The 26,438-nt window shown below is 31.2% G+C and carries 25 protein-coding genes and 1 pseudogene; 14 read left to right on the top strand and 12 right to left on the bottom strand.

The features are described from left to right. Window positions 1–282 precede the first annotated feature (282 nt). Both SM9_RS09415 and SM9_RS09410 read left to right on the top strand, forming a co-directional pair. Window positions 283–576, top strand: coding sequence for a nucleotidyltransferase family protein (locus tag SM9_RS09415; RefSeq protein WP_058739896.1), 294 nt, complete (start codon window positions 283–285; stop codon window positions 574–576). Beyond that, window positions 566–901, top strand: coding sequence for a HepT-like ribonuclease domain-containing protein (locus SM9_RS09410; protein WP_058739895.1), 336 nt, complete (start codon window positions 566–568; stop codon window positions 899–901). Before SM9_RS09415 ends, SM9_RS09410 begins: the two co-directional genes overlap by 11 nt. A 184-nt stretch (window positions 902–1,085) precedes the next feature. On the opposite strand, the gene rhuM is transcribed toward SM9_RS09410, so the two are convergent. The 3 genes from rhuM to eif1A form a co-directional block, all read right to left on the bottom strand. Beyond that, window positions 1,086–2,117 (bottom strand): RhuM family protein, encoded by a 1,032-nt coding sequence (gene rhuM / locus SM9_RS09405; RefSeq protein WP_058739894.1) that lies wholly within the window; start codon window positions 2,115–2,117, stop codon window positions 1,086–1,088. A gap of 378 nt (window positions 2,118–2,495) precedes the next feature. Next, on the bottom strand, window positions 2,496–3,269 hold the full coding sequence (locus SM9_RS09400; protein ID WP_058739893.1) for a serine protein kinase RIO: 774 nt from the start codon (window positions 3,267–3,269) through the stop codon (window positions 2,496–2,498). A gap of 31 nt (window positions 3,270–3,300) precedes the next feature. Continuing rightward, window positions 3,301–3,606: a translation initiation factor eIF-1A gene (gene eif1A, locus SM9_RS09395; RefSeq protein ID WP_058739892.1), complete on the bottom strand. Its 306-nt coding sequence runs from the start codon at window positions 3,604–3,606 to the stop codon at window positions 3,301–3,303. A gap of 110 nt (window positions 3,607–3,716) precedes the next feature. On the opposite strand from eif1A, the gene SM9_RS09390 reads away from it, so the two are divergent. Genes SM9_RS09390 through SM9_RS09380 form a run of 3 tightly spaced genes read left to right on the top strand, consistent with a single transcriptional unit; the run spans window position 3,717 to window position 5,691 of the window. Beyond that, window positions 3,717–4,940, top strand: coding sequence for a molybdenum cofactor synthesis domain-containing protein (locus SM9_RS09390; protein ID WP_058739891.1), 1,224 nt, complete (start codon window positions 3,717–3,719; stop codon window positions 4,938–4,940). A 27-nt stretch (window positions 4,941–4,967) separates the two neighbouring features. Further along, the gene (locus SM9_RS09385) at window positions 4,968–5,429 is read left to right on the top strand and encodes a GyrI-like domain-containing protein (protein ID WP_058739890.1); all 462 of its coding nucleotides are present in this window, start codon (window positions 4,968–4,970) and stop codon (window positions 5,427–5,429) included. Between the two features lie 10 nt (window positions 5,430–5,439). Beyond that, the gene (locus tag SM9_RS09380; RefSeq protein WP_058739889.1) at window positions 5,440–5,691 is read left to right on the top strand and encodes a hypothetical protein; all 252 of its coding nucleotides are present in this window, start codon (window positions 5,440–5,442) and stop codon (window positions 5,689–5,691) included. Between the two features lie 6 nt (window positions 5,692–5,697). On the opposite strand, the pseudogene SM9_RS09375 reads toward SM9_RS09380, so the two are convergent. From SM9_RS09375 to hypD, 4 genes and pseudogenes are all read right to left on the bottom strand, one after another. Continuing rightward, a pseudogene (locus tag SM9_RS09375) lies at window positions 5,698–6,015 on the bottom strand (SseB family protein); the annotation flags it as partial. Window positions 6,016–6,083: 68 nt separating this feature from the next. Further along, window positions 6,084–7,391 (bottom strand): TldD/PmbA family protein, encoded by a 1,308-nt coding sequence (locus tag SM9_RS09370; RefSeq protein WP_058739887.1) that lies wholly within the window; start codon window positions 7,389–7,391, stop codon window positions 6,084–6,086. A gap of 4 nt (window positions 7,392–7,395) precedes the next feature. Then, entirely contained in the window at window positions 7,396–8,103 is a 708-nt protein-coding gene (locus SM9_RS09365) for a phosphoglycolate phosphatase (RefSeq protein ID WP_058739886.1), read from the bottom strand. A 4-nt stretch (window positions 8,104–8,107) separates the two neighbouring features. Continuing rightward, complete coding sequence (hypD, locus tag SM9_RS09360; protein ID WP_058739885.1) at window positions 8,108–9,154, bottom strand: hydrogenase formation protein HypD; 1,047 nt, start codon at window positions 9,152–9,154, stop codon at window positions 8,108–8,110. 85 nt (window positions 9,155–9,239) lie between these two features. Between hypD and SM9_RS09355 the strand changes: the two genes are divergently transcribed. From SM9_RS09355 to SM9_RS09340, 4 genes are all read left to right on the top strand, one after another. Beyond that, window positions 9,240–10,910: a cytidylyltransferase domain-containing protein gene (locus SM9_RS09355; RefSeq protein WP_058739884.1), complete on the top strand. Its 1,671-nt coding sequence runs from the start codon at window positions 9,240–9,242 to the stop codon at window positions 10,908–10,910. An 8-nt stretch (window positions 10,911–10,918) separates the two neighbouring features. After that, window positions 10,919–11,938 (top strand): N-acetylneuraminate synthase family protein, encoded by a 1,020-nt coding sequence (locus tag SM9_RS09350; RefSeq protein ID WP_058739883.1) that lies wholly within the window; start codon window positions 10,919–10,921, stop codon window positions 11,936–11,938. A gap of 22 nt (window positions 11,939–11,960) precedes the next feature. Then, complete coding sequence (locus SM9_RS09345; RefSeq protein ID WP_058739882.1) at window positions 11,961–12,662, top strand: tetratricopeptide repeat protein; 702 nt, start codon at window positions 11,961–11,963, stop codon at window positions 12,660–12,662. A gap of 356 nt (window positions 12,663–13,018) precedes the next feature. Beyond that, the gene (locus SM9_RS09340; RefSeq protein WP_083495895.1) at window positions 13,019–14,350 is read left to right on the top strand and encodes an IS4 family transposase; all 1,332 of its coding nucleotides are present in this window, start codon (window positions 13,019–13,021) and stop codon (window positions 14,348–14,350) included. A gap of 199 nt (window positions 14,351–14,549) precedes the next feature. On the opposite strand, the gene SM9_RS09335 is transcribed toward SM9_RS09340, so the two are convergent. The 3 genes from SM9_RS09335 to SM9_RS09325 all read right to left on the bottom strand — a co-directional run bounded on the left by SM9_RS09335 (window position 14,550) and on the right by SM9_RS09325 (window position 18,588). Beyond that, on the bottom strand, window positions 14,550–16,067 hold the full coding sequence (locus tag SM9_RS09335) for a hypothetical protein (RefSeq protein WP_058739880.1): 1,518 nt from the start codon (window positions 16,065–16,067) through the stop codon (window positions 14,550–14,552). 109 nt (window positions 16,068–16,176) lie between these two features. Beyond that, the gene (locus SM9_RS09330) at window positions 16,177–17,736 is read right to left on the bottom strand and encodes a glycosyltransferase family 39 protein (protein WP_157064723.1); all 1,560 of its coding nucleotides are present in this window, start codon (window positions 17,734–17,736) and stop codon (window positions 16,177–16,179) included. Window positions 17,737–17,745: 9 nt separating this feature from the next. Continuing rightward, window positions 17,746–18,588, bottom strand: a complete 843-nt coding sequence (locus SM9_RS09325) for a UbiA family prenyltransferase (RefSeq protein WP_058739878.1) — start codon at window positions 18,586–18,588, stop codon at window positions 17,746–17,748. A gap of 116 nt (window positions 18,589–18,704) precedes the next feature. On the opposite strand from SM9_RS09325, the gene SM9_RS09320 reads away from it, so the two are divergent. The 3 genes from SM9_RS09320 (at window position 18,705) to SM9_RS09310 (ending at window position 22,734) form a co-directional block, all read left to right on the top strand. Beyond that, complete coding sequence (locus SM9_RS09320; RefSeq protein WP_058739877.1) at window positions 18,705–19,799, top strand: inositol-3-phosphate synthase; 1,095 nt, start codon at window positions 18,705–18,707, stop codon at window positions 19,797–19,799. A 127-nt stretch (window positions 19,800–19,926) separates the two neighbouring features. After that, window positions 19,927–21,636 carry a sodium-extruding oxaloacetate decarboxylase subunit alpha gene (gene oadA, locus SM9_RS09315; RefSeq protein ID WP_058739876.1) on the top strand — a complete coding sequence of 570 codons (1,710 nt, stop codon included), beginning with the start codon at window positions 19,927–19,929 and terminating at the stop codon, window positions 21,634–21,636. Between the two features lie 327 nt (window positions 21,637–21,963). Further along, a complete protein-coding gene (locus SM9_RS09310) occupies window positions 21,964–22,734 on the top strand; it encodes an SDR family NAD(P)-dependent oxidoreductase (protein ID WP_058739875.1) in 771 nt (256 codons plus the stop codon). A 27-nt stretch (window positions 22,735–22,761) separates the two neighbouring features. On the opposite strand, the gene queC is transcribed toward SM9_RS09310, so the two are convergent. Both queC and larC read right to left on the bottom strand, forming a co-directional pair. Beyond that, entirely contained in the window at window positions 22,762–23,439 is a 678-nt protein-coding gene (queC, locus tag SM9_RS09305; protein ID WP_058739874.1) for a 7-cyano-7-deazaguanine synthase QueC, read from the bottom strand. Then, complete coding sequence (larC, locus tag SM9_RS09300; RefSeq protein ID WP_058739873.1) at window positions 23,432–24,604, bottom strand: nickel pincer cofactor biosynthesis protein LarC; 1,173 nt, start codon at window positions 24,602–24,604, stop codon at window positions 23,432–23,434. The genes queC and larC overlap by 8 nt, the downstream gene beginning before the upstream one ends. 76 nt (window positions 24,605–24,680) lie before the next feature. On the opposite strand from larC, the gene SM9_RS09295 reads away from it, so the two are divergent. Together SM9_RS09295 and SM9_RS09290 are read left to right on the top strand one after the other, a co-directional pair. After that, a complete protein-coding gene (locus SM9_RS09295) occupies window positions 24,681–25,367 on the top strand; it encodes a hypothetical protein (RefSeq protein ID WP_058739872.1) in 687 nt (228 codons plus the stop codon). Between the two features lie 4 nt (window positions 25,368–25,371). After that, window positions 25,372–26,415: a phosphatidylglycerophosphatase A family protein gene (locus SM9_RS09290; protein ID WP_058739871.1), complete on the top strand. Its 1,044-nt coding sequence runs from the start codon at window positions 25,372–25,374 to the stop codon at window positions 26,413–26,415. Window positions 26,416–26,438: the final 23 nt, after the last annotated feature.

Below are 26,438 nucleotides of genomic sequence, written 5' to 3'. Positions count from 1 at the left end.
TTTTTGATTTGAACATTAAAAATGTATTGATTATATTGTAAATACTTCTTTTGTAAATTGGTGTTGTCTATGGGGAATGTCATGATATTTGATTAGTGATGAATTCAAAATTTAGGGTTCACATATTCCTGTAAGAAAGATGTTTTACTAATACTTTCTGTAACATTTGTCTGAATAAAGTTTGGATTATTTGTTTAATTAACTTTGTGCATAAAAAAATATTTATTTAATATAAAATTAAAAGTAAATATTAATCAGATTAATTTTCATTAGGTGTTTTTAATGATATTTACTATTGAAGAAATCACAAAAAGAACCATTCCAATAGCCATTAAGCATGGGGTTAATAGGTTATGCCTTTTTGGATCTTATGCTAGAAATGAGGCAAGTGATGACAGTGATTTGGACTTCATAATGGATGATGGGGATGTGACTTCTTTAATTAAATATATGTCTTTTGTTCAAGACTTGGAAGATGAATTTAAATGTCATGTTGATTTGGTTTCATCATGCAGTCATAATAAGGAATTTTTAAACAAAATCAAAAAAGATGTGGTTATAATCTATGAACGCTAAAGATGAAAAACATATTAAGAAAATCATAGAATACTGTGAAGCGACAGCAAGTGACATTGAGTATTTTGGTGATGATTTTAATGAATACTTAACCAATGATCATTACCAAAGGGCATGTGCGTTTAATATTATCCAAATTGGGGAGTATATTGGCAGATTGTCTGATGAGTTCAAAGACAAGCATCCTGAAATAGCTTGGAATAGTTTAAAGGCAATGAGAAATATTCATGCTCATGATTATGAAAATGTTATTGAGCATCTGGTTTGGGAAACTATGAAAGTTGAGCTTCCAGAACTTAAGGAATATCTGGAAAAATTATTATAGTTTTAAAACTTCGGGCTCACATATTCCCGTAGGAAAGATGTTTTATTTACTTCTCTGTGTAACATTTGTTATTATAAGTAATATAGTACTTAATATGTCATATCAATACATTATATGTCCACTAAACCTAAACTCTTTAAAAAATTTTAAAAGTATCTGGGGACGAGTATTCTCCAGATACGTATTATTTTTTACCTTCCATCCGTTTGATGGATTTGATAAGGTTATCAAAATCAGATTCATAATTCTTATCTTGATTTATTCTGAATTCATTATACTCGTTAATCGCATAAGTTTTTGCTTCAACAGCTGAAATTTTGCCTTTTCCTTCCAATAGTGGCAATTGGCTTAATTCAAGATATCCGTAAAGCAATGTTTTCCAGTCTTTCATGAATGTTGGTTTTTGGGAATTTGCCCTTGTCTCGGCCAATGTTAAAAAACCGTCAACCAGTGTATTCAGTGAATCCAATTCCATTTCGTTTAAGTAGTTTTTTGAAATTACCACATCTGCCTGTAGAATTTTTCCATGGGGAGCATCTTCCCATGTTGTCAGTCCCATGTTAACTTTAGTTTTGTCGCTGCGGGATTTTATGATTTCAGCAGCGGTTTGACCGGTTATGGCAAAGAGTAGCATGTTCTGTACGGTGGCAAAGAAGTCTTTTGTTTCATCAGCATCCAGATTGTAATCTGCACTTGTTGCATACAAATCCGTGATTTTTTGATTGAATCTTCTTTCTGATGCACGTATTTCTCTGATTCTTGAAAGCAAATGGTCAAAGTAATCTTTCCCGAATCTTGAGCCTTTTTTCAGTAACTCATCATCCAGTGCAAAACCTTTTATAATATACTCTCTAAGCACGCCTGTTGCCCATCTGCGGAAGTGTGTTGCCTGTTTGCTGTTTACACGATAGCCAACAGAGATAATGGCATCCAGGTTGTATAATATTGGCTGTGTTTTAGCATCAGGATTTATAATAACGATTCCACTATTAGTGGAATCGTTCGGATTGAATGTAACTTCCGATTTTACCAACTCTTCAGACTCAAAAATATTAGTTAAATGTTTACTTATGGTTTTGATATTTTTACCAAATAATTCTGCCATGGTTTTTTGTGTAGTCCACATTGTGTCATTTTCGGAATCAATAATTACCTTTATCGCCACTGCCCCATCTTCACTGGTATATAATAATGTTTTTACAATTTCATTATTCATATTATAAGCTCCCGAGTATCCTAATTGCTATAATAATATGTAGGTTTATAATGTATATAAAAGATTAGAGAGCTTTTGCAAAGTAATATGCTAAGTCATGGTGATGGGTCTTTTGTAGAATTTCATTAGAAGATATTTATCTTTATAAAATAAGTTGCCATTTTCATATATGTTCATTAAAACATGACTCCTTAATGAATTTCATGTTTGAGTTTTCAGCTTATACTTTTATGACTTTTGCAAAAATGTATATTCTCTTTTTAAATCATGTTAATTTCAAATAAAAATTGTGGATGATGACAATGCATTAATGATAAAATGGGTTAAACTTATTTTTTTCAAAAGTTAGTGATGAATTAGAATTCCTAAGGGTATTATCTAAAATTTTGGGCTCACATATTCCCAAACTTCATCAAAACTAGTTTTCACACCTAATCTTGTATATTCATTAACGAGGGTGTTAATGTCTCTTTCAAGCAATTCCTTTGATATTGGATTGTCAAGAACTACTGATTGAGAAACATCTATTATAACGGGAATCTCATTATTATTCAAAATATTGTAGTTGGATAAGTCCCCATGCACTAATTTTGCATCATTGACGAATTTTTTCAACTCCACTAACAATTTGTTGAAAAATTCATCAGGATTTTTTGGATTTTTATTTTTGACAGGCTGTGCGGGGTTTCCATTTTCATCTCCAATAAATTCTATTAATAATACATTATTGGAACTTGTATATGGTTCAGGAACATTAACTCCCGCATCGTATAATCTTTTTAAGTTTTTAAATTCTTTTGTAACCCAAGAATAAATGATTTTACGTTTATTTTTGGTTTTAACATTGAATCTTGGATCTCCATGAAGATAATAATTCATCTTCTTAAAATCAGAAGTAGCGACCCTATATATTTTTACAGCTACAAATTCATCATTTTTATTGATGCCTGTAAGTACATTGGCTTCTTTTCCGGTACTTATGGCTCCATTTAAAACATCAATATATCCTTGATTAGCTATTTTATACAATGTTTCCAAGGTTAATTTATCAAAAATTTCATTACCAACTTTTCTGTCTTCACTGTCTTTTTTTCTTTTTTGTGAGTGTATTTGTTGGTGCTTCGCGTCAGCTTTTGCTACTTTGGGATCCATTGAAATCAGTAAAAAAAAGTAAATGGTGAGGTTACATTTTTAAGTAACCTTTTCTTTCAAGCCAGTTAGATTCGGTTTTGGTGTATCTCCAGATTACGTCTCCTTTTTCATCGGATTGGAAATCCCATGGTTTTACAAGGATTACGTCTCCTTCACGAATCCAAATACGTTTTTTCATTTTTCCCGGAATTCTAGTCATTCTGATATGGCCATCAGCACATCTAACTTTTAATTTACCGTGACCCATAATTTGTTCGACTACTCCAGGAATTTCTCCTTTTTTAGGAGTTCTTACTCTTCTATATTCTTGTTGGTTATTGTTATTAGATTTAGACAAATACTCTCCTCCAAAATTTTAAGATAACTTTCACAATTTTATATAAATTATTTATATATTTATCAATATACTATATATTAATTTATTGGATTTTATAAAAAGGTGTTTTAATGGGTACCGAATTTTTAAAAATAAAAGAGTGCGATGAAGCACAAGATATTATTCAAGATTTATTTGATAAGTACTGTAAGCCTGAAAGTGAAGAAATTGACTGTGAAGATGCTTATGGAAGAGTATTATTCAATGACGTTTATAGTAGAATGGATTTTCCACCTTTTGATAAAGCTTTAAAAGATGGATTTGCAATTTTATCTGAAGACAGTTATGGTGCAAGTGAAGAATCACCGAATACTTTGGAAATCATTGATTTTCTTGAAGCGGGTTCCATCACAGATAAGGTTGTAGAAAAAGGAAAATGCGTAGAAATAAGTACTGGTGCAGCAATGCCTGAAGGTGCAAATGCTGTTGTAATGGTAGAGTACTCTGAAAAATTTGATGATAAAGTTAATTTGCTTACTACAGCAACTCCATCACAGGATGTTGCTAAAAAAGGTTCAGACATTGAGGAAGGAAATTTAATTCTTAAAAAAGGTGATGTTTTAAATCCAGGTAAAATTGGAGTATTGTTGTCACAGGGCTTTAAAACTATTGAAGTATATAAAAAACCTACTGTTGGAGTAATTTCATCTGGAAATGAAATCACTATGCAGGGTGAGGATTTGCCGTTCGGTAAAATCTATGATGTCAATGGTAACATGATTAAAAATGATGCTGTGTCCTGCGGTGCTGATGCTAAATTTTTAGGAGTTGTCCGTGACAACTATGAACAAGTTAAAGAAAAAATTCAGGATTCCTTAAAAGATGTTGATATTCTTTTATGTTCTGGCGGAACTTCAGCAGGTCTTGGAGATGTTATAAAACATGTTCTTGATGAATTGGGTGAAGTTCATATTCATGGAATATCTGTTCAACCTGGAAAACCAACTATTGTTGGTGTAATCGATGAAAAATTAGTTATTGGTTTGCCAGGTAATCCTGTATCTGCTTTAATGATATTCAATGCATTCGTGGCACCTCCTCTGACCAGTCTTTCTGGAATTAAAAAAGATTTCGAGAAAAAAGTTGTAAAGGGAGTCATGACTAGAAGAATCCACTCTCCTGTTGGCCGTATGCAGTATCAGCTTGTGAAAGTTGATGGTGATGATATACATCCTATATTTAAAGATTCTGGTGCAATATTTTCATTATCAACCGCCGATGGTTATGTGAAAGTAGAAAAGTCTGTTGAATTGTTGGATGAAGGAGAAGAAGTAGAAGTTTATTTATTCAATTAAATTAAAATTAATATTGAAGGTGTAATTATGGAACATGAAATAAAAATCATTCCCGATCAAAAATTAGCAGTAATTAATTATAAAGGACCTATTGAAGATTTGGATATATTGGTTTCTAAATTAATGGGATGGGTTGAAGCAGAAGAAATTGAAGTTGAAGGTGAACCGTTTGTTGTTTACTATTCACCAAGACATGAAGTAAATGAAGGGGATGCAGTTTATGATGTAGGAATCGTCATTAAAACTGATGCTGATGACAAGGATATAATTCGTGTCGTTGACATGGTTGAACATAAAATGCTGACTGGAATTCATGAAGGTCCGGTGGATAACATTTTAGATACATATTCTGAGTTGGTTGAAGTTTCTCAGGCTAATAACTACGATATTATAGGTTCACCAAAAGAGGTTTTAATCAAAAGTTTCCATAACTGTTCTAATGAAAATGAATTCATTACTGAAATTCAGTTGCCTATTATTGAAATGTAGGTGATAGATAATGGCCAAAAAAGAAAAATTTGATGTTGATAAAGAAATTGAAAGGATTTCTAGAAAGACTAGAGTAAATATCATGAAATCAGAAAGACTTTTTGAGTCCAGAATAAATCAATTGGAAAAAGACATTGATAGTGCAATCAATTCAAAGGAAAAGTTATTTGATGAAAATAATATGTTAAAAGAAAAACATATTCTGACTGATTACACTGACTCATCAGTAGAAAGATATAAGAAAAAATTAAATAAGATTTAAATTTTCTTATTTAAATATTTTTAAAAATGAATCCATTGGCAATTCTACATTAAACTTGCTAAATGGATTAATCACCACACCATTTATATTCTCAGGATTGTCCTCAATCATATTGGCTAAATCTTTGGTGTAAATGTCAATTGCGGATGTGTGGCCATGAACCTCTGAATCATCACTATATAATGGAATGAATGTCTTTTTATTTTCATCCATGATTTTCACTGGCCTGAATCTGAAACTTTCATCAATTTCATCATTATCTGATTCTATTTCAACGGGCATTATTAATTTGGAGGTTTTCAACTCTTCAATCAATGCATCATTGTCTTTTTGGTTGCTTCATTAGGATTGATGTTAAGTAATTCATTCAGTCTCGTGTTCATGGTATCACATTATAGTCCAATAACTTTCAAGTCATGAACGAGGATTTTTGGAATAATAAATGATCCTTTTTGTTTTATTTCAGATTTGACTCCATCACATTTACCCATTAGTTCATAAATATTTCCGGATATCATTGCTTTTTTGATGCCGTCTTTGATTTCACCGTTTTCAATAACAAATGCATTATTTGCTTCTACAGAAAAATCACCGGAAATAGGGTTTGCGGTGTGTGCACCTAAGACGCTTGTTGTAATTATTCCGGAATCAATTTCGTCAATTCCAACATTTGTTTTAAATTTGAATTCTAAATTTGAAGGAGATACGTCTGGTGTTGTTAAATATGACCCTCTATATCCATTTGATGTGCTTTCACAATCTGCTTTGTTGGAATTGTAAATATCATATATGAAAGATTTTAAAATTCCATCTTCAACCAGTACTGTTTTTTTAGATACTGTTCCTTCACCATCTGCTTTGCAGGTTCCCATTGCTCCTTCAAGTAATGGATTATCAATAATGGATAGATTTTCACTGGTTATTTGTGAACCAATCTTGTCATGGAGTATTGATCTTCCTCTTAAGACATTTTCTGAGTTAAATCCTTGGATAAATGTTGAAAGTAATCCTGATGCAGCAAAATAATCCAAAACAACATCACAATCTTTTGTTTCAATTGCTTTTGGATTAAGTGAATCCTGTGCCAATTTGCACACGTCATCGGTTAATTGTTCGTATTCCAAATCCAGATGTCTGGATGCAGTATAATCATATGCAGTTGCAAATTGTCCATCTTTTTCAATATTTACTGACAGACTTCCACCAAATCCAGTGCCTTTGTCATAAATGGATACTCCATTTGAATTTAATATTAATTCCTCTCCTTTTGAAGCTGAAAAGCCTGAAGATGTAATATCACATTTGTTTTCTTTTGTTCTTTCAATAATATTTTCTAAAAATTCACAGCATTCATCTAAAGTCAAATCATCATATTTCTTATCATATGTTCCTTTAACATCCTTTACTTTTTCAACAGATGCAAATTCATAATTTTCATCAATTTTATTTAATTTAGCATTATCTAAAGCTTTTTTAGCAGTTTGTTCGATTTTATCTAAATCTGAAGTGTATGCAAAACCAATCTTGTTATCTTTAATTATTCTAATTCCTATGCCGTTTTCAATTTCCTCTTTAGCGAAGTTTAAAATATCCTTTTTGGATTCAACTTCAATACTTTCACTATTGGCAAGGTATATTTCCCAGTTGTCAGATAGCTTTTCAACTTCTTTTACACATTTATCAGCTATTTCATAAATCATATTATCATCTCAATGCAAATTTCTCAATAGCTTCGGCCACTCCATCACCAAAGTTTCTTTTACAGGTGTATGTGCTGATTTCTTTCAGTGTTTCATCAGCATTCCCAACAGCTATTTTTACACCAACTTCCCTTAAAAAGTCCTCATCGTTTTCACTATCACCGATAGCCATTACATTTTCCATATTTATGCCGTTCTTCTCACATAATCTTTTGAGTGAACTTCCCTTGTTGACACGTTTGTCTGTAACATGAATAGCAAACCCGCTATCATAGAGTTCTAATTCATCAACATGCTCATAATCTTTGAGTGCTTCTTCTATGATTTCTCGTTTAATTGTTTTGTAAAATACAACTTCGGTTGCACGATAGTTATTGTCATGTGATGCATGTTTGTTGTATTCCTCACCTAATTTTCTTTTAAGGTGTTCATCGGCTTTTTCAATATATTCTCTGTTTACCAATATTTCAACAGCATTGTTGTTGTATCCTTCTTTAAAAATTACTCCACCGTTTTCAGCTACAAGCCCTCCGCTGCAACCAATCAGAACTTCAGCAGCATATGCATAATTGACTACATTGCCTGTAACAATTATTGTTGGAATTCCTTTTTCTTCTGCCGCTCTCAATGATTCAATAGCGGATATGCAAATTTTTCTAGTATCATCAGTTATTGTCCCATCTATATCTACAGCTATTGCTTCTATTTTCATGATTCTACCTTCTTGAATATCTGTGTGCAATATTGCAGGTTCCCTCTTTACTTACCATACATGCTCCAATCGGATGAAGTGGATTACATTCATTTCTAAATAGTTTACAGTCTTCAGGTCTTGCAAGGCCTCTTAAAATAGGTCCGCAGATACATCCTTTCGGTGCCTCTTTAACGTCTTTAACTTCTATATCATATTTTTCACGGGCATTGAATTCTGCAAATTCGTCTTTGATTTCTAAAACTGAATTTGGTATTTTAGGAAATCCTCTCCATTCTCTGCTTGCAACATCAAACACTTCATCAATCATTTCTGTTGCAATTTCATTCCCTTCTTCCCTTACTGCTCTTGCATATTCATTGTCTATTTTTGGTGTTTCATTATGTATTTGTCTTAAAATCATATAGACTGACATTAAAATATCTAATGGATTAAATCCTGCTACGGCCTGTGGAATGCCGAAATCAGTGGAAAAATATTCAAACGGTTTAGTTCCAATGATTGTACATACATGTCCTGGCTGAATCAATGCGTTTAAACTTGTTTGTCCGGAATTGATTAAAAAATCAATTGCTGGAGGTATTAATCTGTGGCAGGATAATACTGAGAAGTTTTCAGGTGGTGTTGCAAGTATTTCAGCAGCTGTTGTAGGTGCAGTTGTTTCAAAGCCCGCTGCCATGAATACAACATCATTGTCTTCTTTTTCAGCTATTTCAATAGCTTTATTTATTCCATAAACGATTCTTACATCACCGCCTTCAGCTTTAGCATCTGCAAGGGAGCCGTTTGATCCAGGCACTCTTAACATATCTCCAAAAGTGGTTATTGTCACTCCTTTCTCAACTAACTCCAAACATTCGTCTATCTCACGGGATGGAACAACACATACGGGACAACCGGGACCTGCTACAATTTCCACTTCATCAGGTAACAGGCTTCTAATACCGTTTTCCATTATAGTGTGTTCGTGTGAACCGCATACGTGCATTATTTTAACGGGTGTTGCTAATTTATTAATTCTATCCAATAGTTCTTTTGACATATTTTTCATTTTAACACCAAAGATTTAATATTATAATATATTAATATTAAGTATAGATATTAATTAAATTTTTTTATAATACCTAGTGATTAACATGTTTAACGACAATAAAATATTGGTAGTAATTCCTGCGAGAGGTGGTTCAAAAAGAATTCGCCGCAAAAATATTCGTTTACTCGCTGATAAGCCATTAATCTATTATGCAATCAATATAGCAAAATCTTCACAGTATGTTGATGATGTTGTAGTATCAACTGAAGACCCTGAAACTTCAAAGATCGCTGAAAAATTTGGAGCTAGTGTCATTAGACGTTCTCCCGATTTGGCCGGAGACCAGATTCCAATTGACCCAGTAGTTTTTGATGCAACTGTTCAAAAAGAAAAACTAGCTTTTGATGAGTATGATATTGTAATAACGCTCCAGACAACATCACCTCTTTTAAGAACTGAAACACTTGACAAAGCTATTGAAAAATTTAAAAATTTTGATATTGATACTGTTATTTCCGTCATTGGGGATAAGCATTTGAGTTGGGGTTTTAATGAAAAGGATAATCGTTTTTTCCCATTATATTCTGAAAGGCTTAATCAGCAATATCTTCCTAAAGAGTATATTGAAACTGGAGGTATTTTTGCAACAAGGCGTTCATTCATAACCCCTAATTCTCGTTTGGGTAATAATGTCGATTTGATTGAAGTTTCTCGTGAAGAGAGTATTGATATTACATCATTTGAAGACTGGTGGGTTGCTGAAAAATATTTGAATAAGAAAAAAATTGCTATGGTAGTTAATGCAAATAACGTAATAGGCATTGGTCATATTTATCGCTGCATTTCTCTTGCTTCAAGATTATTGAGTGATGATGTTTTATTTTTACTTGATGAAAATTCTTCATTGGGCATTGATATTGTTAAAGGTTTCAATTACCCTTTCAAGGTCTATGATGGCGAAGACGAATTATTCTCATTATTAAATGAATTCAATCCCCATATTGTTGTGAATGATATATTGGATACTACTAAAGAATATGTCTGCCGTCAAAAGGAAGCAGGTTATTTTGTAATTAACTTTGAAGACCTTGGTTCCGGGTCTGAAGATGCGGATGTTGTATTTGATACTTTATACGAGCATAATGGTGGATTTGGAAATATCTTTAGCGGATATCAATATTATGTGCTGAGAGACGAATTTTATTTTCAGCCGTCAAAAATTGTAGGTCCTGATGTGAATACTGTTTTGCTTGCATTTGGTGGAAATGATATAAATAATCTCTCTGAAAAAGTAGCGGACTCTGTTTTGGATAGTGGTTTTGCTGGAAGAATTGATGTAATTTTACCATTGGGATATGAAAATAAAAATGAATTCATTCAAAAATATGAATCAAACAACAATGTTCAGGTTTACACTAATGTAAATAACATCAGTGAGTTCATGCTACGTGCGGACATAGTATTTTCATCTGCCGGCAGAAAAATGTATGAAGTCTGTGCTGTTGGAACACCATGTATTTGCATTTGTCAGAATGGAAGAGAACAAACACATGAATTCGGGTCTCATAAAAACGGATTTATTAACATGGGCCTTGCAGAAACATTATCCAATGAAGATATTACAAAACAGTTTAAAATTGTTTGGCAGGATTTTGATTTAAGGCAAAATATGAGTAATTTGATGAAAAGCGTTGATTTGAAACATGGATTTGAAAATATCTGGTCTGCTGTTGAACAGAAATATTGGGCTCGTCAATTCGAGCAAAATCATTAGGTGAAAAAATGAATATTTTTTATAAAAAGCCATTTTTAATTGCTGATGTTGGTGTTAATTACTATGATATCGCTCAAAAGGAAGATATTTCTGAAATAGATGCGGCTAAACTAATGATTTTGGAAGCTAAAAAAGCTGGTGTTGATGCTGTTAAATTTGAATCATACAAAACTGAAAACATTATTTCTGCAGAATCTACTGATCAGTTTGATTTATTTAAAAAATATGATAAATTCGGACGGGAAGAGTTTCGTGAATTGTCTGATTATTGTAATGAGTTAAAAATAAGATTTTTATCAACACCACTAGATTTTGAATCTGCAGATTATTTGGATGAATTTATGGATATTTATCCAATTTCATCATCTGATTTAACAAATATTCCTTTTATCCAATATATTGCAAAGAAAAATAAACCTATGTTGTTGTTAACTGGTGCTGCAACATTAAATGAAGTTAAACAAGCTGTCAGGGCTATTGAAGAAGTATCAACTGTAGATATTGCCATTATGCATTCAGTATTGGCATATCCTACAGAATATAAGGATGCTAATTTGGCAATGATTAAGGATTTGGCTCAAAGTTTTCCTGATTATGAGATAGGATATTCTGATCACACTAAACCTGATTTAAACATGTTTGTTTTAACTACTGCCTATAATTATGGTGCAGGAATTATAGAAAAGCATTTTACTCTAGATAAATCTCTTCCAGGAAATGACCATAATCATTCTATGGATCCGGAGGATGTGATGATTTTCAAAACAAATATTGGTTTTTTATCTCAGATTAGTGGAATGAAAAACAAACAACCTTTGATTTGCGAGTCTTCTTCAAAGCGTGAATCTAGACGTTCTATTGTTTTAATTCAGGATATTAAAAAAGGTGAAAAAATTACGGCTGATTTAATAGCATTTAAAATGCCGGGAACTGGAATAGCTCCTGCAAAAATTAATGAAGTTATTGGTAAAACCGCTTTGGTGGATATTTCAAAAGATACATTAATTGATTTTGACATGATTGGATAATGAATAATTTTTGGTGGTGAACATGAAATTTTGTCATGAATGCGGTTATAAATTGGAAGGCTATGAAAAAGTATGTCCCGAATGTGGAAATGAATTAAAAAATCCTGAAGATACTGAATACTTTGTTGAATCTATTTTTAATCAGTTTTTGGATGATATGAATCATTTAAAAAATAATACTTTAGAAATGTTGGATGATATTGATATTGGGGATGCATTTGATGATTTTTCCAAAAATTCTAAAAAGGCATTGAATAGGGATGAATTCTATATTTACCGTGCCAGAAAAAAATTAGAAAATTCTGGAGATAATCAAAGAGTAATACATCTTTGTAATAAGGCACTGGTTATAGATGAAAGGAATTGGGAAGCTTACTACTTAAAAGGAAGAGCTTTAATTAATGTAGGAAGATATGATGAAGCTATTGAAGAGTTGATTAACAGTTTGGCTCTTAATGAAAATAATATTAAAGCTAGAGAATATATTGCAAGGGCATCATTTTTAAAAGGGGATTTGGATTATGCGAATGATGTCTATGATTCCGTTTTAAACATAGATGATAAAAACTTTGATGCATTAAATGGCAAGGCTTTAGTTTATTTTGATAAAAAAGATTATTTGGAAGCAGACAAATTTTTTAAAAAAGCCAGTATTATTTCTCCTCTTAGTGCATCATCAAAGACTAAATGGGATTTTTGTTTGAAAAAATTAAAAGAAGAATGATTCATAGATGATATGCTCGAATAAATTGTTCGATTAATAATTATTGATTTTAGTATTAGAATTATTCTATTTTTATATTAAACTATTAATTTAATTTGTCATTAAAAAACATTCCTAGAAACTTAAGGATTTAACTTATTTTTAACTATGTTTTCAATATTGAAAACATCTAATTTTTATTTATTTTAATTGAATCAAACGTTATTTATTTTAATACTTGTTTAATTACTTTTAATTTATTTATATCTTATTTTAATAATTATTAATAGTTTATTTTAAATATTATGAGTTATATATAATTATATATGTAATTGAAGTTTTTTGATTACGAATTTAGTTAATTGGAGGAGTATTTTATGTATTCTTTTGATAGGTTTATCAAAAATTTTTTTCGATTATTTGAGTGTTTTATATCAAAAAGATATATTACTGAAGATAATCGATTTATTAGGGATAGAAAAATGACTCAAAAAGAATATACTGCATTTATTCTTTCCCAAAGGAGCTGTACTAGTTATATTGAAACGATTAGATTTTTTACTATGTGGATGAAGAAAGATTTTGAAACGATTTCGAGTCAGGGAATTGGAAAACAGAGAATGTTTATTGACCCTAAAGTGTTTATTGACATGTATGAATGTTTTATTGATGAATTATATAACAAATTTCCAGGATTTTCAAAATTTAAAGGATATATTGTCAGTGCGTGTGATGGGAGTATTGTTGATCTTCCAAATGTTACTTTAACACGTGAAGAATTTCCTGTTGGTGATGAAAACTTGTTAAAAGAAAAAAGAATTCGTGCAAGAGTTTCATGCGTATTGGATGTGCATTCCAAACATATTTTAACTGTAAAAATTGTTGAAACAGTAGTAAATGAAATTGATTTAGCAATAGAACATCTAAATAACTTAAAACAACGATTAGACATCACAAAATTAATTACAATTTATGACAGGGGTTATCCATCAATCGAATTAATGGCAAAAACTATTGATTTGAACTCAAAATTTTTAATAAGACTACCAAAAAACGTATTTGCACATCAAATTAAACAAATGAAAACCAATGATGAAATAATACAAATCAACATGACAAACAACAGATTAAAGAAATTTGATGATGAAAATTTAAAAGAAAAAGCAAGAAAAATGGGACGATTAGAAATAAGAATAGCATTAATAGATATTGGAAATGAAGAACCAGAAATACTAGCAACAAATTTAACACCAGAAGAATTCTCAACAGAAGATTTAAAAGAATTATATGCAAAAAGATGGACAGTAGAAACAGGATTCGATAGATTAAAAAATCTCATCGAAATCGAAGATTTCAGCGGAATACGAAGACAAATAATCGAACAAGATTTTTACGCACATATATTCGTTTATAACCTAGCAATAACCATAAAAAACCACGCAGAAAACAATATAACAAGAACACCCAGAAATAAAGATAAAAAAATAATTTATCAGTCGAATTTCGCAAAAATAATAGGAAATATCTATTTATTCTTCTTTGACATACTATTTGGATCGAGAACAAAAAGAGAAGAAATAATCGATTTTATAATAAAAGAAGCATCCAAAGAACTAACACAATACGAAGAACATCAATATGATGAAAAAGAGCGAAAAACCCCAGATGTTAATAACAAACATCCGGGAAACAAGAAAAAAACACACTAATCAACAATTCAACACACAAAAATTAGTGAGTTTTTAAATCTTGTTTAATTTTTTGTTCACAAATAATATAAAAAACTTACGAAAAATCAATTATCCATACCAAAATAATATAACAATGTTATTAAAAACCAATTATGATGAAAAATTTCATCCAAAAATATATTAAGTTTCTAGGAATGATTAAAAAAAGAAAATAAAATTAAAATTCTGAAGAACAATCTGCAGAGTATTTGCTAAGCAATACTGCACATTTATCTATTGTATCAGAATTTAATTTAATAGTACTATTTTGAATAGTATTTAGCAATTCATCAATAAATAAGTCTTCATCAGTCAAAGGCATATTTATTACAACAACTTCATTGTTAATAAAACCGACTAGGGGCTCTACAAAACAGTTTCTAATATTATTGTCATTAAGGAAATTAATTAAATCTTCGCCTAGTGTTAATGCTTTTTGTTTTATGGCATTATCTTGTGAAAATTTTGCTTGTTTTGTTGTATATCTAAATCGTCTTCTGTTTCCCACATCTGCAATTTCGAATTTTGCTTCATCTGCTTCAGCAGATTTAATCAATTCAATATTTTCATTTTCAGAATTTAATCTATTTTTAGGATTATATTTTTGGGAAAGAAGTGCATAGATTCCTGTAGGTCCAACAACAACATGGTTAATTCCAGCAGGTGAAGTTGGGGTTTTTACATTATAGAATACATAATACTCTTGAGGTAAAGTTAACAAGTGTTCCCTAATAATTCTTGTCCTAACAGTAGTTTCCTGTGTATCTTTAGTTCTATAAAATCCAAATGCTATAATGACGATTGCAATTAATAAGGCTGCAAGTCCTACTCCACTGTTAACTAATATGACTTCTATTATGCTTAAAATAAATATTACAATACCTGCAATGATGATATAGTGATCTGTTGATAAATTCTTCATGTCAAAGTCAGGTCCATCATCAACTAATCTATCAGTTGAAACGATTCCGTCTCCTGGTTCGTTAATTACTAATTTACTTTTCAAGTTTCCAAGTATTCCTGAAGATTCTCTTTCAGGTATGTCCTGATAATATACTTTCATGCCTTTAAAAAATTCATCTTTTAAGAAATTTTTTAATATATTATAATCATTGGATTTTGGAACAGCAAATTCTTTTTCAAATTTTGATAAAACCGGTTTTGGAATTGTTGTTCTTGCAGTTCTTGGCGCATATTCAACTTGTAATTTTTCTTCTTCAAGCTCTTCTTCTGCAATTTTCTGCATTTCATCTTCTGAAAAGAAAGTTTCAAGTTTATTAGTAATGGATTTTATGGAGTGTTGATTTTCAGCACTTTGTTCCTCATCAGGTGTTTCCTGTTGATTTTTTCTAATTTCAGCAAGTTCTTTTTTTCTTTCATCAATATATTCATCTAATTCTTTATTCATTTCAGAATCAAGATATCTTAAAGAACCTCCACAGCTGTCACATTCGTAGTCCAGTATATTGTCATTTGCCTTTATTTTATATTTCAATCCACAATCCTCACATTGAACAATTTGTGAATTATCATATTTTATTGAACTTAATATACCGTGACCTTGTGAGTTTTCATTAGAATAATTTTCTAAAAGTTCTAAGTCACCTGCACATGAAGAACACTCAAATGATGTAATATCGTCATTATCATCGAGTTGGTATTTAGCACCACAGTTCTTACAACATACAACTTTCATAATATCCTCTTTAATTTGCCTTTATATTATTAGATATGATATTTTTTTATTATTAAATATATTCATTTTAATCATCATATTGCGAATATGAAAATCAAAAAAATTGTATTTATCCATTTCTTTTGTATAAATAAAGATCATTAATATTTTTGATTTCAGTATAATTCGTTAAGTTCTTTTGAGGATGATTCGAGATGTAATAACTAACATTGCTGTCTATAATTTTCTGTGTATTGCCGCTTTCAATTCCCGGTGAGTTTAGGCCTAAATACCAATAGTATGGTCGTATATTGTAGTTTCCTATTTGGATTTCACTCCAGTTATCTATATTTTCCTTAATGTAATTTGTCATCAGCTCAGGTGAGTTGAATTCATCTGTCTGTTCGAATGTGTATGTGAATGCAAATCCTTGAATTAAAAACAAAACAATTAATATTATTGGCAGAATGTTTTTCCTATTTATTTTAGCATTAATCTCATCAATGCTCACCATTAAAAAATAGATTAATGGAGGAAATGTTGGAATGATGTATCTGTTAACTTTTACTATATAGTATGACTGGAAAATGAAATAGCTTAAAATCCATGCCAGCATAAAAATTGCCATTTTATATTTGCTGTCCTTTCCGATTAAGAATAGTCCAATCATTGTTAGGATGATTGTAATTGTTGAACTGAATTGAGTAAAGGTAACTAATGCTATTAAACAAATTATTATTCCTGCAGTTTTTGTTTTATTTATATCAAAATTCGTTCTTCTGACCCATAATGCTGCTCCAATAATCAAAATCAGAAATACTAATCCTGAAAGTATTGTTGGATTTGCCAGTGATGGAGTTTTGGCAACAAATGTCGTATTTGATGAAGAAATGAAATTTCCCATATTCACTAGATAATATCCAAGGTCGGGATTATATGAGTTGTCATGTGTAGATCCAAGGTTACCGCTAACTCCGCTTGAAAGCAAACCATCGAAAGCAATAAATCCGTTACCCATGTAGTTTATGGTTGAAAAAATAATTGCAAATAATAGGATTGCCATAATCAGTCCTATTGCAATGAATTTAATTTCTTCACGTTTTATCTTAAATGAATTTTCAAGGACGTAATATAAAAATAATGGCGGTAAAATCAAACCAACGGTATACCTTGTGAAAAATCCTATAACAAGCAAAGGAAATAGGGCTATATAATATTTTGGATTTTTTTTGATGGCCAGTATTGCAAAGTATACTGCCCAAATGGTGAATGTTACTGCGGGTATGTCCAGGCTGCCGTTTGCAAGCCAGGCTAAATTGAGTGCAAGTGTTGTATAAATTATTGTTCCAGTAAAGCTTAATAAATTATTAAATCTTAATCTTAAAAGTAAATAAAGACCTATGTTTCCGATTATTGCAAGTATTCCTGTTGATATAAAAATTGCAACTTTGTCAACATAGCCCAAATCAAAAATCAGGGATGTTAAAAAACAGACTACTGGGGATAAATAAATGGATTTTGTTGAGTGGATGTTTGTTCCTGCAAAATATAGTGCATTTAACAGATAGACATAAACATCTGAGCAGTATATTCCCAAATTATTATTGAAATTAATGTAATAAGCAACAAGTATTGAGCTTATTAAAGTAATCAATATTATTTCTTTTTTATCGGTTATGTTGAAATTCATAATAATCACTTAAAATGATCCTATTGCAAATGAAACAAATGCAATCAGCATTCCAATTTTTAAATATTTTGAAACTTTGGATGCAGTTTCTGTGTTCTGATTTCTAATAAGTAATATTCCAGCATAAATGAAGAGTATAACTGCAATGGATATTATGATTAAGTACAATATGCTGAATATGTGCTGGAAGTATAGTAATGGGCATAAAACACAATCCAGGATAATTAAGATAAATGTTATTATCGCAGATATTTTAGTTCCGTAAAGTATTGGAAAAGTTTTAGCACCTTCTGCTTTGTCTCCTTCAATATCTTCAATGTCTTTTGTTATTTCACGGGCAGTAGTCATTACAAATGCAAAGAATCCTAAAAATATTGAAGTATAAATCATTTGTGGTGTGCCTATAGAAAATCCACCGAATGCAAAGCACAATCCGGTCATAAATCCAACAGTTAAATTACCTATTAACGGTGTAGACTTGAGTTTGTAAGCGTATATGTAAAGTATAATGTCTGCACACAGAACAATGATAAATGGAATCCAGTTATTGGTTAGATAGCTAATTAAAAATCCACATATTGTTCCACATAAAAACAATATATATGCATAGTTTCTAGCAGTTTTAAGACCTATTCTTCCTGAGGGTATGGGTCTTTCTGGTTTATTAATCAAATCAATTTTATAATCGAAATAATCGTTAATCACATTTCCAGCACTTATTTCAAAAAATACTGCTAACATTGCAAGTATTATTGGTATGGAAATTGAATGTGCTACTATAGCTACAAGTATGATGGCAATCATTGCCATTATCACATTTCCTGGCCTAAGTATTTCTATATATGGATTCATTGCATATCTCCTTAAATTATATCATTAAACAATAATTATATAAACTATGTGAAGTAATACATATATTAGTATATTATTTATTAAATTTATATTATTACTTTTTAGCTGGTGTTAAATTGAACAAGATTAAAATAGCAATTGTTGGAATAGGTAACTGTGCAAGTTCACTTATTCAAGGAATTCATTATTATGATGGAAAAAACCCTGAAGATGCAATAGGATTAATGCATTGGGATATTGGTGGTTATAAACCTAGTGATATAGAGGTTGTAGCTGCTTTTGATGTTGATGAAAGGAAAGTTGGAAAAACTATTGATGAAGCAATATTTGCCAAACCAAACTGTACAACCGTTTTCCAAAAAGATATTCCAAAATATGATGCAAAAGTAAGCATGGGTCATGTTTTAGATGGTGTTGCAGAACATATGTCTAATTATGATGATGAATATACTTTTGTCGTAAGTGATGAAGATCCTGTTGATGTTGTTGAAGTTTTAAAAGAAAGCGGTGCTGAAATTCTTGTAAACTATTTGCCTGTCGGATCTGAAAAGGCTGCGAGATATTATGCACAATGCGCTTTGGATGCAGGTGTCGCTTATGTAAACTGCATGCCAGTATTCATTGTAAGTGATGATGAATGGGATGCTAAATTTAGAGAAAAAGGAATACCTATTGTTGGAGACGATATCAAAGCTCAAATTGGTGCTACTATCACTCATAGAACACTAGCTAGTTTATTTATGGATAGGGGTGTAAAGTTAGATAAGACCTATCAAATTAATACTGGTGGTAACACTGATTTTCTTAATATGCTCAATAGGGACAGATTGGATTCTAAAAAAGAATCAAAAACTGAAGCTGTCCAATCCGTTTTAAAAGAAAGAATGGAAGATAGGGATATTCATATTGGACCTAGTGACTATGTCCCATGGCAAAATGATAATAAATTATGTTTCCTCAGAATGGAAGGACGTACCTTTGGGGATGTTCCAATGAACATTGAACTCAGATTAAGTGTTGAAGACTCACCTAACTCTGCTGGCTGTGTAATTGATGCAGTCAGATGTTGTAAAATTGGTTTAGAAAGAGGTATTGGTGGACAATTAACTTCTATTTCTTCTTACACTATGAAACATCCTCCAATTCAATACACTGATGATGAAGCATATAATAATGTTGAAAAATTCATTTCTGGCGATTTAGAAAGATAATTTTTCAATATCTTATTTTTTTTAAATTTTACAAATTTATTAATATATGAAATGATATATATTAATACATAATCAATGAAAATTATTCAAAATTTTTTATATAAAATAATAAAGAGGTGTTTATTAAATGGCAAAAGTAAGATTTACTGAAACCGCACTTCGGGATGCTCACCAATCTTTACTTGCAACTAGGATGAGAACTAGGGACATGATTCCTATTGCTGAAGAAATGGATAAAGTTGGTTATTTCTCAGTAGAAGCTTGGGGAGGAGCAACTTTTGATACATGTATCAGATATTTAAATGAAGATCCTTGGGAAAGATTAAGAAATTTAAAATCTGAATTTAACAATACTCCTATTCAAATGCTTTTAAGAGGACAAAATTTGGTAGGATATAAACATTATCCTGATGATGTTGTAGAAAAATTTGTTGAAAAATCCTATGAGAATGGTGTGGATATATTTAGAGTGTTTGATGCTTTAAATGATATTCGGAATATGGAAAAAGCTATTAAAGTTGCTAAGGCTCAAGGTGCTCATGTACAAGGAACTATTAGTTATACTATCAGTCCGGTTCATACATTAGATGACTTTGTTGATTTGGCAAAAGATTTAGAAGCACTTGATTGTGATTCAGTAGCTATTAAAGATATGGCAGGTTTAATCACACCAACTGCAGCATATGATTTGGTATCAAAATTAAAAGAAGAGACTGATTTGCTTGTAGATTTGCACTGTCATTGTACCAGCGGTATGACTCCAATCAGTTATTATGCTGCTTGTCAGGCAGGTGTTGATATATTAGATACCGCAATTTCACCATTATCCTGGGGAACATCACAGCCACCTACTGAAAGTATGGTTGCAGCACTGCAAGGGACTCCTTATGATACTGGATTGGATTTAAGACAATTAACACACATTAAAGAATACTTTGATGATATCAAAGAGAAATATGCAACTTTACTTGATCCGATAGCAGAAAGTATTGATGCTGATGTTTTATTATACCAGATTCCTGGTGGAATGCTTTCAAACCTTATTTCACAGCTTAAAGAACAAAATGCTTTAGATAGATATGATGATGTTCTTGAGGAAATGCCTCGTGTAAGAAAAGACATGGGTTATCCACCACTCGTAACTCCGACAAGTCAAATTGTAGGTATTCAGGCAGTTATGAATGTTTTAGGTGGGGAAAGATATAAAACCGTGTCCAATGAAGTAAAAGAATATATGAAAGGTAATTATGGTAAACCTCCAGCACCAGTTGATCCTGAAATATCTAAAAGAATCATTGGTGATGAAGAAGTAATTACATGCAGGCCTGCTGATTTATTGGAACCTGAATTTGATAAGTATAAGTCTGAAGGTATGGAAGAAGGATTTGTTAAATCTGATGAGGATGCATTAACATATGCATTATATCCTCCAATAGCTCCTAAATTCCTTAAAGGGGAAGCTGTTGAAGAAGAGCTCAAAGCACCATCTATTGCAGATGATACTGAAATTGGAATTCCAACACAATATAACGTTGAAGTTGATGGTGATGTATTTGAAGTTAAAATCATGCCTACAGGATTTATGGAAATTGAAGAAACTGAAAAAGGTCCATTCACTCCTGTTGAAGGAGGAGTATTATCTTCAATGCAAGGTATGGTAATCAAATTAAATGTCAATGTTGGAGATAATGTATCAGTTGGCTCAACAATTGCAGTAATTGGGGCTATGAAGATGGAAAACGATATTCAATCTGAAGTTGAAGGTGTCGTTAAAGAAATTTTCGTAGAACCTGGTGATGCGGTTAGTGCTGGAGATATTTTGATGGTTATCCAATAGGATAACCTTTATTTCACTTTTTTTATATATTTTTTTTAAAATAATTTCTTTCTGTTTATTTATATTGGCTTTTTTTGTATTTTCTGTATTTTTTTTCAAAATATTCTTTTTTTGTTTTTTTCATGTTATTTGTTATTCAATTTTTTCATAAAAAATTATATTTTTCAATAACTTTTATTAAAAATTTTAATTTTTGTTTACCTAACATTTGAATAAATAATTATTTTATTAGAGTTTGATTAGACAAATTTATATATTTCATGGTATAAAATTAATATTGTCAATGTTTTATAAAAAACTTTGAATATGATTTAAGGAGACTAAAAGATGAAAAACTACTTTGACATTAAAGATAAAGTCGCTCTTGTAACTGGTGCATCTTCCGGTCTTGGTTGGCAAATTGCTCAAGCATATGCTAGTCAAGGAGCTAAATTAGCATTATTTGCAAGAAGAGAAGAAAGACTCATAGAAAACAAAAAAGAATTGGAAGACGAATATGGTGTAGAAGTAATGTATGCAGTAACAGATGTCGGAGACCCAGAAAACATCGCTGAATCTGTTAAAAAAGTAGTGGATCATTTTGGAAGAATCGATATCCTAGTAACTGCTGCTGGTATGGGTAACAACAAACCTGTAATGGATCAAAGCACAGAAGAATGGGATAGACACATCAAAATCGATTTGAGTGGTGTTTACTACACTTGTGCTGAAGTAGGAAAAGTAATGATTGAACAAAACTATGGTAAAATAATCAACATTGGTTCAATTCACTCACGTGTAATCTTCCCGGGTGGAGGAATTTCCGCATACTCCTCAGCAAAAGGTGGAGTAATGAACTTAACTAAAAACTTAGCTGTTGAATGGGCAAAATATAATATTACTGTTAATGCAATTGGTCCTGCAGTATTTGCAACTGAACTTACCACTGAAAGTATTGAAATGGAAGGATTCATGGACTTGATTGCGGCATATTGTCCTATGGGAAGACTCGGTGAACCTGGTGAACTCGACGGTCTTGCAATTTATTTAGCATCTGATGCTTCAAGCTTCTGTACAGGTCAATTAATCTGTGTAGATGGTGGTTGGACAGCTATTTAAGTGTAATTTTCAATTACACTTCTTTTTTTATTTTTCGTATATTGTCAAATCTTTTATGCCTGCTTTTTTAAATCCTCTTTTTCTTCTCATGCAGCTTTCACAAACACCGCAGTGAATGTCGGTTCCTTTATAACATGAATAACTTAGTTCCATCGGGGCATTAACATCAGAACCTAACTTAACAATTTCATCCTTATCCAAATCAATGGCAGGTGCTTTAATTTCAATGTCTATTGGTGATCCAACTTTAAACAGTTCATTAAAACTTTTTAAAAATTCTTTTGAATTGTCTGGAAATGTATTTGCCTCTTCCTTATCCCATCCGACGATTATTATCTCAGCACCTATGCTTTCAGCATATGATGCGGCAATTGATGTAAATACAGTATTTCTTGCAGGAACCCATACGCTGCTGGCACTTTCGGCTGACTTTTCAGCATCATCCAAATCTTTAAAATCAACATTAGGAATTTCTTCTGATGTGTTTAAACTTGATGTGCTGATTTTAGATAACCAATCAAGATTTATTATATGGTGTTTAAATCCCATTTTTTCACAGATTATTTGAGATGCTTTTAATTCCTGTTCAAATGCCTTTTGTCCATAGTTGAATGTGATTGCATGAATTTCATAGTCTTTTGCATAAACGCTTGCTGCCACGGTACAGTCAAGCCCTCCTGAAAATACTGCTATTGCTTTATTCATGAATTATCTCCTTAACTTTTCTTAAACTCAAACCGCTATCAATAGCTATTCTTTTTAAATCCTCATATTCTGGCCTTTTGGAAATTATTTCACCATTAACATAGCCTATTTTGAAGGTAACTTCATATTCTTTACCTTCTATTTCATAAGTCTTTTTTATGAATTCTCGTTTTGCAAGTCCTCGGTGAATGTTTGGAGCGATTCTTATTCCCAAGCTTCCTGTTTCTTTAAATATCAAGTTGACTATTTCGTCACGTTTGCTTTTTTTGGAAATTACCTTCAGCAAACTTCCTTGACGATTCTTTTTCATGATGATTGGTGTTATTGACACATCAGATGCTCCTGCATCCATTATAACATCAAACAGGTAACCTATTTCCTCACCGGTCAAATGATCAATGTTTGTTTCTATAACATCAATTTTATCATCTTCATTCTCATCTTCTGTTTGGATGATTCTTAATACATTTGGGTGGTCAAAGTCTTTGCTTCCTGCTCCATAACCTGTTTTTTTAGCTTTAACCAGAGGAATAAATTCATTTATTTCATCACACAACTCAGCATAAATCGCACATCCTGTTGGTGTTGCAAGTTCACTTGAAACAGGCCCTCCCTTAAAGTTCAGTCCGTTCAATATTTCCAGAACTGCCGGTGCCGGAACAGGCAGAATTCCATGGGCAGTTTTTACCTGGCCTCCACCTACAGATATAGGAAGGCCAATTATCTTTTCTTTATCTAAATTCAGGGAATAATATGCCCAAACTGAACCGACTACATCTGCCACCGCATCGCTTGCACCAACTTCATGAAAGTGTATTTCATCCAAATTTTTTCCATGAACTTTTGACTCTGCAATAGCTATTCTTTTAAACACATTAAGAGATGTTTTTTTAATACTTTCATCTAAATTTAGGGCATTTATTTTATCGACTAATTCATTATAATGAACATGACTTTTTTTATCAAGCATTTCAACATGGCAATATGTAGCATCAATACCTTTTTTATTAATTTTGTCAAATATTACATTAATTTCTCCAATTATTTTTGCTGATTTTTTCATTACTTCTTCCAGTTCATTTTTATCAGCACCCAAATCAACCAATGCACCAATTATCATGTTTCCGGATATTCCACTACTTTGGGGGTCAATAATTATTGTCATAAATAATTCTCCTAAATTTCATATAAACATTTAATAATAGTTTTGTTTAAATAGTATTAATAGTATTGGTGATTTCATGTTATTTAATAATGCAACTTTTAGAGATTTATTGTATACTCCCATTATAGTCAAATCAAAAAAAGATGCTGAATATCAGGAAAAATTATTTAACATTGAAAACATTGATTTAGAAAATTTTGAAGAAGAATTTGATAAAATATCCATTGATAGGAAAGTAAATGCAATGTTTCTTTTCCCATTTTTGGATTATGATCGGGGGTTTTCTTTTTTACTTGTTACAACAGGATTGATTGAGGGTGATGAAATTACTCTTTATGATCGTCCAAATTTCGATACGTTTCAGGTAATTAGAAAAGACACTTTGAACGATAAAGAATTCTTCTTTTTAAAAGATTTGTTTATCAATAATGATTTTGATATAGAATATTATGTTAATTATGCAATAAGACAAACTGAAAGTTATCGAGACAATGATGAAATAGAGATGCTAAGATTTTTCGAAGAACTTGATTCCTGTAGGAATGAGGATTTTCCTGATGATTTTTTAGTTTATTTTTTTAAGGAAGGATTAAATCCTGAAGGCATGTGGGTTCGAGGTATGGAACTTAAAAAAGACCATATCTTGGCTAAATTGCTTAATCAGCCAAGTCAGGATTTTGGTATAAATGCAGGAGACATTGTTAGGGTCATTGTCTATGAGGATGAACTGGGCGAAATATCATGTATTGCGGATTTGAGGTGAAACTATGAATAGAGTAAATATTACAGAAAAAGATTATGGGGTTTTTATTAACAATCCTGACCACTTTTTAGCAGTCAGCGACTTTGCAGATAGTGATGGAATAAATATTGTTGAAAATGTCAATATTATTAAATCACAAAACAGTTCTAAAAGTGCATCAAAACCATTGCTTAATCAGGAAACTAGAAAGTATATTGCTCATGAAATAGATTCAATAAATTTTTTTAGAAAATCCTATGGGGATTTGATTTTATATACATTCATCTCAAATGATTTAATCCTTCAGGATTTCACTGAAAACCTGCAAGTTTTAAACTCTACAAAAGGTTTTGAAAATGCAAAACTTGATATCAGCCATGTTGTGTATATTAAGAAAGCTTTATCAAAAAAAGATTTGATTGAAATATTTAAAACTGTTTCAAAAATCAAGGCCAAATATTTGGCTAATTTAAACTTGCCTCGCCATATCACAAATATATTGGATAATAATGAATTTTTAGCTATTTTATGTGATGTTCCAAAAGATGATGAACTTAAGTTCGATAGTATTGACATTGATGAATTGAATATTGAAGAGTCTATTATCAATTCTATGGATGAATCATTTAAAAAATTCGATTTGACTTTCGGAATATTGGATTATCTTGTCTCTGAAGGCATATTGATTGGAGATTTGATTGATTCTGGAATGGAACTGGTCGATGATGCTGATGTAACTGAAGAATTAAAACAAAAAATGGAAAATCAAATATTAAAAGCATTGTCTGATATTAATGTAATCATGTTATTAATGGCAGCATTTAGAACAGAACAGGATGTTTCCGCTGGAAGAATACGTGAAATAAATGCTGTAGGTCATAATAATATTTATTCTAATGAATTGCTTGGTTTAGCTATTTCAAATCAGATTGCAGGAACAAAAGCAGTATTCAATTTTAATCGCTATATTACAGTTAAACCTGGAGTATTGGCATATTTGCCTCCGATGGTTGATAATGTCTTTGCAGGTTTAATTGCAGGTTGTGTATCAAAAATTTTTGATGATTAAACTAAAAAAAGATAAAATGGGAT

The organism is Methanobrevibacter millerae, from assembly GCF_001477655.1.
Classification (GTDB): Archaea; Methanobacteriota; Methanobacteria; order Methanobacteriales; family Methanobacteriaceae; genus Methanocatella; species Methanocatella millerae_A.
The sequence above is the reverse complement of the archived record's forward strand: the minus strand, read 5'-3'. Positions and strand labels throughout refer to the sequence as shown.

Excerpts from the sequence above, each read along its gene's own strand:
- SM9_RS09415 (WP_058739896.1), top strand. The coding sequence starts at position 283 with ATGATATTTACTATTGAAGAAATCACAAAAAGAACCATTCCAATAGCC.
- SM9_RS09410 (WP_058739895.1), top strand. The coding sequence starts at position 566 with ATGAACGCTAAAGATGAAAAACATATTAAGAAAATCATAGAATACTGT.
- rhuM (WP_058739894.1), bottom strand. The coding sequence starts at position 2,117 with ATGAATAATGAAATTGTAAAAACATTATTATATACCAGTGAAGATGGG.
- SM9_RS09400 (WP_058739893.1), bottom strand. The coding sequence starts at position 3,269 with ATGGATCCCAAAGTAGCAAAAGCTGACGCGAAGCACCAACAAATACAC.
- SM9_RS09390 (WP_058739891.1), top strand. The coding sequence starts at position 3,717 with ATGGGTACCGAATTTTTAAAAATAAAAGAGTGCGATGAAGCACAAGAT.
- SM9_RS09385 (WP_058739890.1), top strand. The coding sequence starts at position 4,968 with ATGGAACATGAAATAAAAATCATTCCCGATCAAAAATTAGCAGTAATT.
- SM9_RS09380 (WP_058739889.1), top strand. The coding sequence starts at position 5,440 with ATGGCCAAAAAAGAAAAATTTGATGTTGATAAAGAAATTGAAAGGATT.
- SM9_RS09370 (WP_058739887.1), bottom strand. The coding sequence starts at position 7,391 with ATGATTTATGAAATAGCTGATAAATGTGTAAAAGAAGTTGAAAAGCTA.
- SM9_RS09365 (WP_058739886.1), bottom strand. The coding sequence starts at position 8,103 with ATGAAAATAGAAGCAATAGCTGTAGATATAGATGGGACAATAACTGAT.
- hypD (WP_058739885.1), bottom strand. The coding sequence starts at position 9,154 with ATGAAAAATATGTCAAAAGAACTATTGGATAGAATTAATAAATTAGCA.
- SM9_RS09355 (WP_058739884.1), top strand. The coding sequence starts at position 9,240 with ATGTTTAACGACAATAAAATATTGGTAGTAATTCCTGCGAGAGGTGGT.
- SM9_RS09350 (WP_058739883.1), top strand. The coding sequence starts at position 10,919 with ATGAATATTTTTTATAAAAAGCCATTTTTAATTGCTGATGTTGGTGTT.
- SM9_RS09345 (WP_058739882.1), top strand. The coding sequence starts at position 11,961 with ATGAAATTTTGTCATGAATGCGGTTATAAATTGGAAGGCTATGAAAAA.
- SM9_RS09340 (WP_083495895.1), top strand. The coding sequence starts at position 13,019 with ATGTATTCTTTTGATAGGTTTATCAAAAATTTTTTTCGATTATTTGAG.
- SM9_RS09335 (WP_058739880.1), bottom strand. The coding sequence starts at position 16,067 with ATGAAAGTTGTATGTTGTAAGAACTGTGGTGCTAAATACCAACTCGAT.
- SM9_RS09330 (WP_157064723.1), bottom strand. The coding sequence starts at position 17,736 with ATGAATTTCAACATAACCGATAAAAAAGAAATAATATTGATTACTTTA.
- SM9_RS09325 (WP_058739878.1), bottom strand. The coding sequence starts at position 18,588 with ATGAATCCATATATAGAAATACTTAGGCCAGGAAATGTGATAATGGCA.
- oadA (WP_058739876.1), top strand. The coding sequence starts at position 19,927 with ATGGCAAAAGTAAGATTTACTGAAACCGCACTTCGGGATGCTCACCAA.
- SM9_RS09310 (WP_058739875.1), top strand. The coding sequence starts at position 21,964 with ATGAAAAACTACTTTGACATTAAAGATAAAGTCGCTCTTGTAACTGGT.
- queC (WP_058739874.1), bottom strand. The coding sequence starts at position 23,439 with ATGAATAAAGCAATAGCAGTATTTTCAGGAGGGCTTGACTGTACCGTG.
- larC (WP_058739873.1), bottom strand. The coding sequence starts at position 24,604 with ATGACAATAATTATTGACCCCCAAAGTAGTGGAATATCCGGAAACATG.
- SM9_RS09295 (WP_058739872.1), top strand. The coding sequence starts at position 24,681 with ATGTTATTTAATAATGCAACTTTTAGAGATTTATTGTATACTCCCATT.
- SM9_RS09290 (WP_058739871.1), top strand. The coding sequence starts at position 25,372 with ATGAATAGAGTAAATATTACAGAAAAAGATTATGGGGTTTTTATTAAC.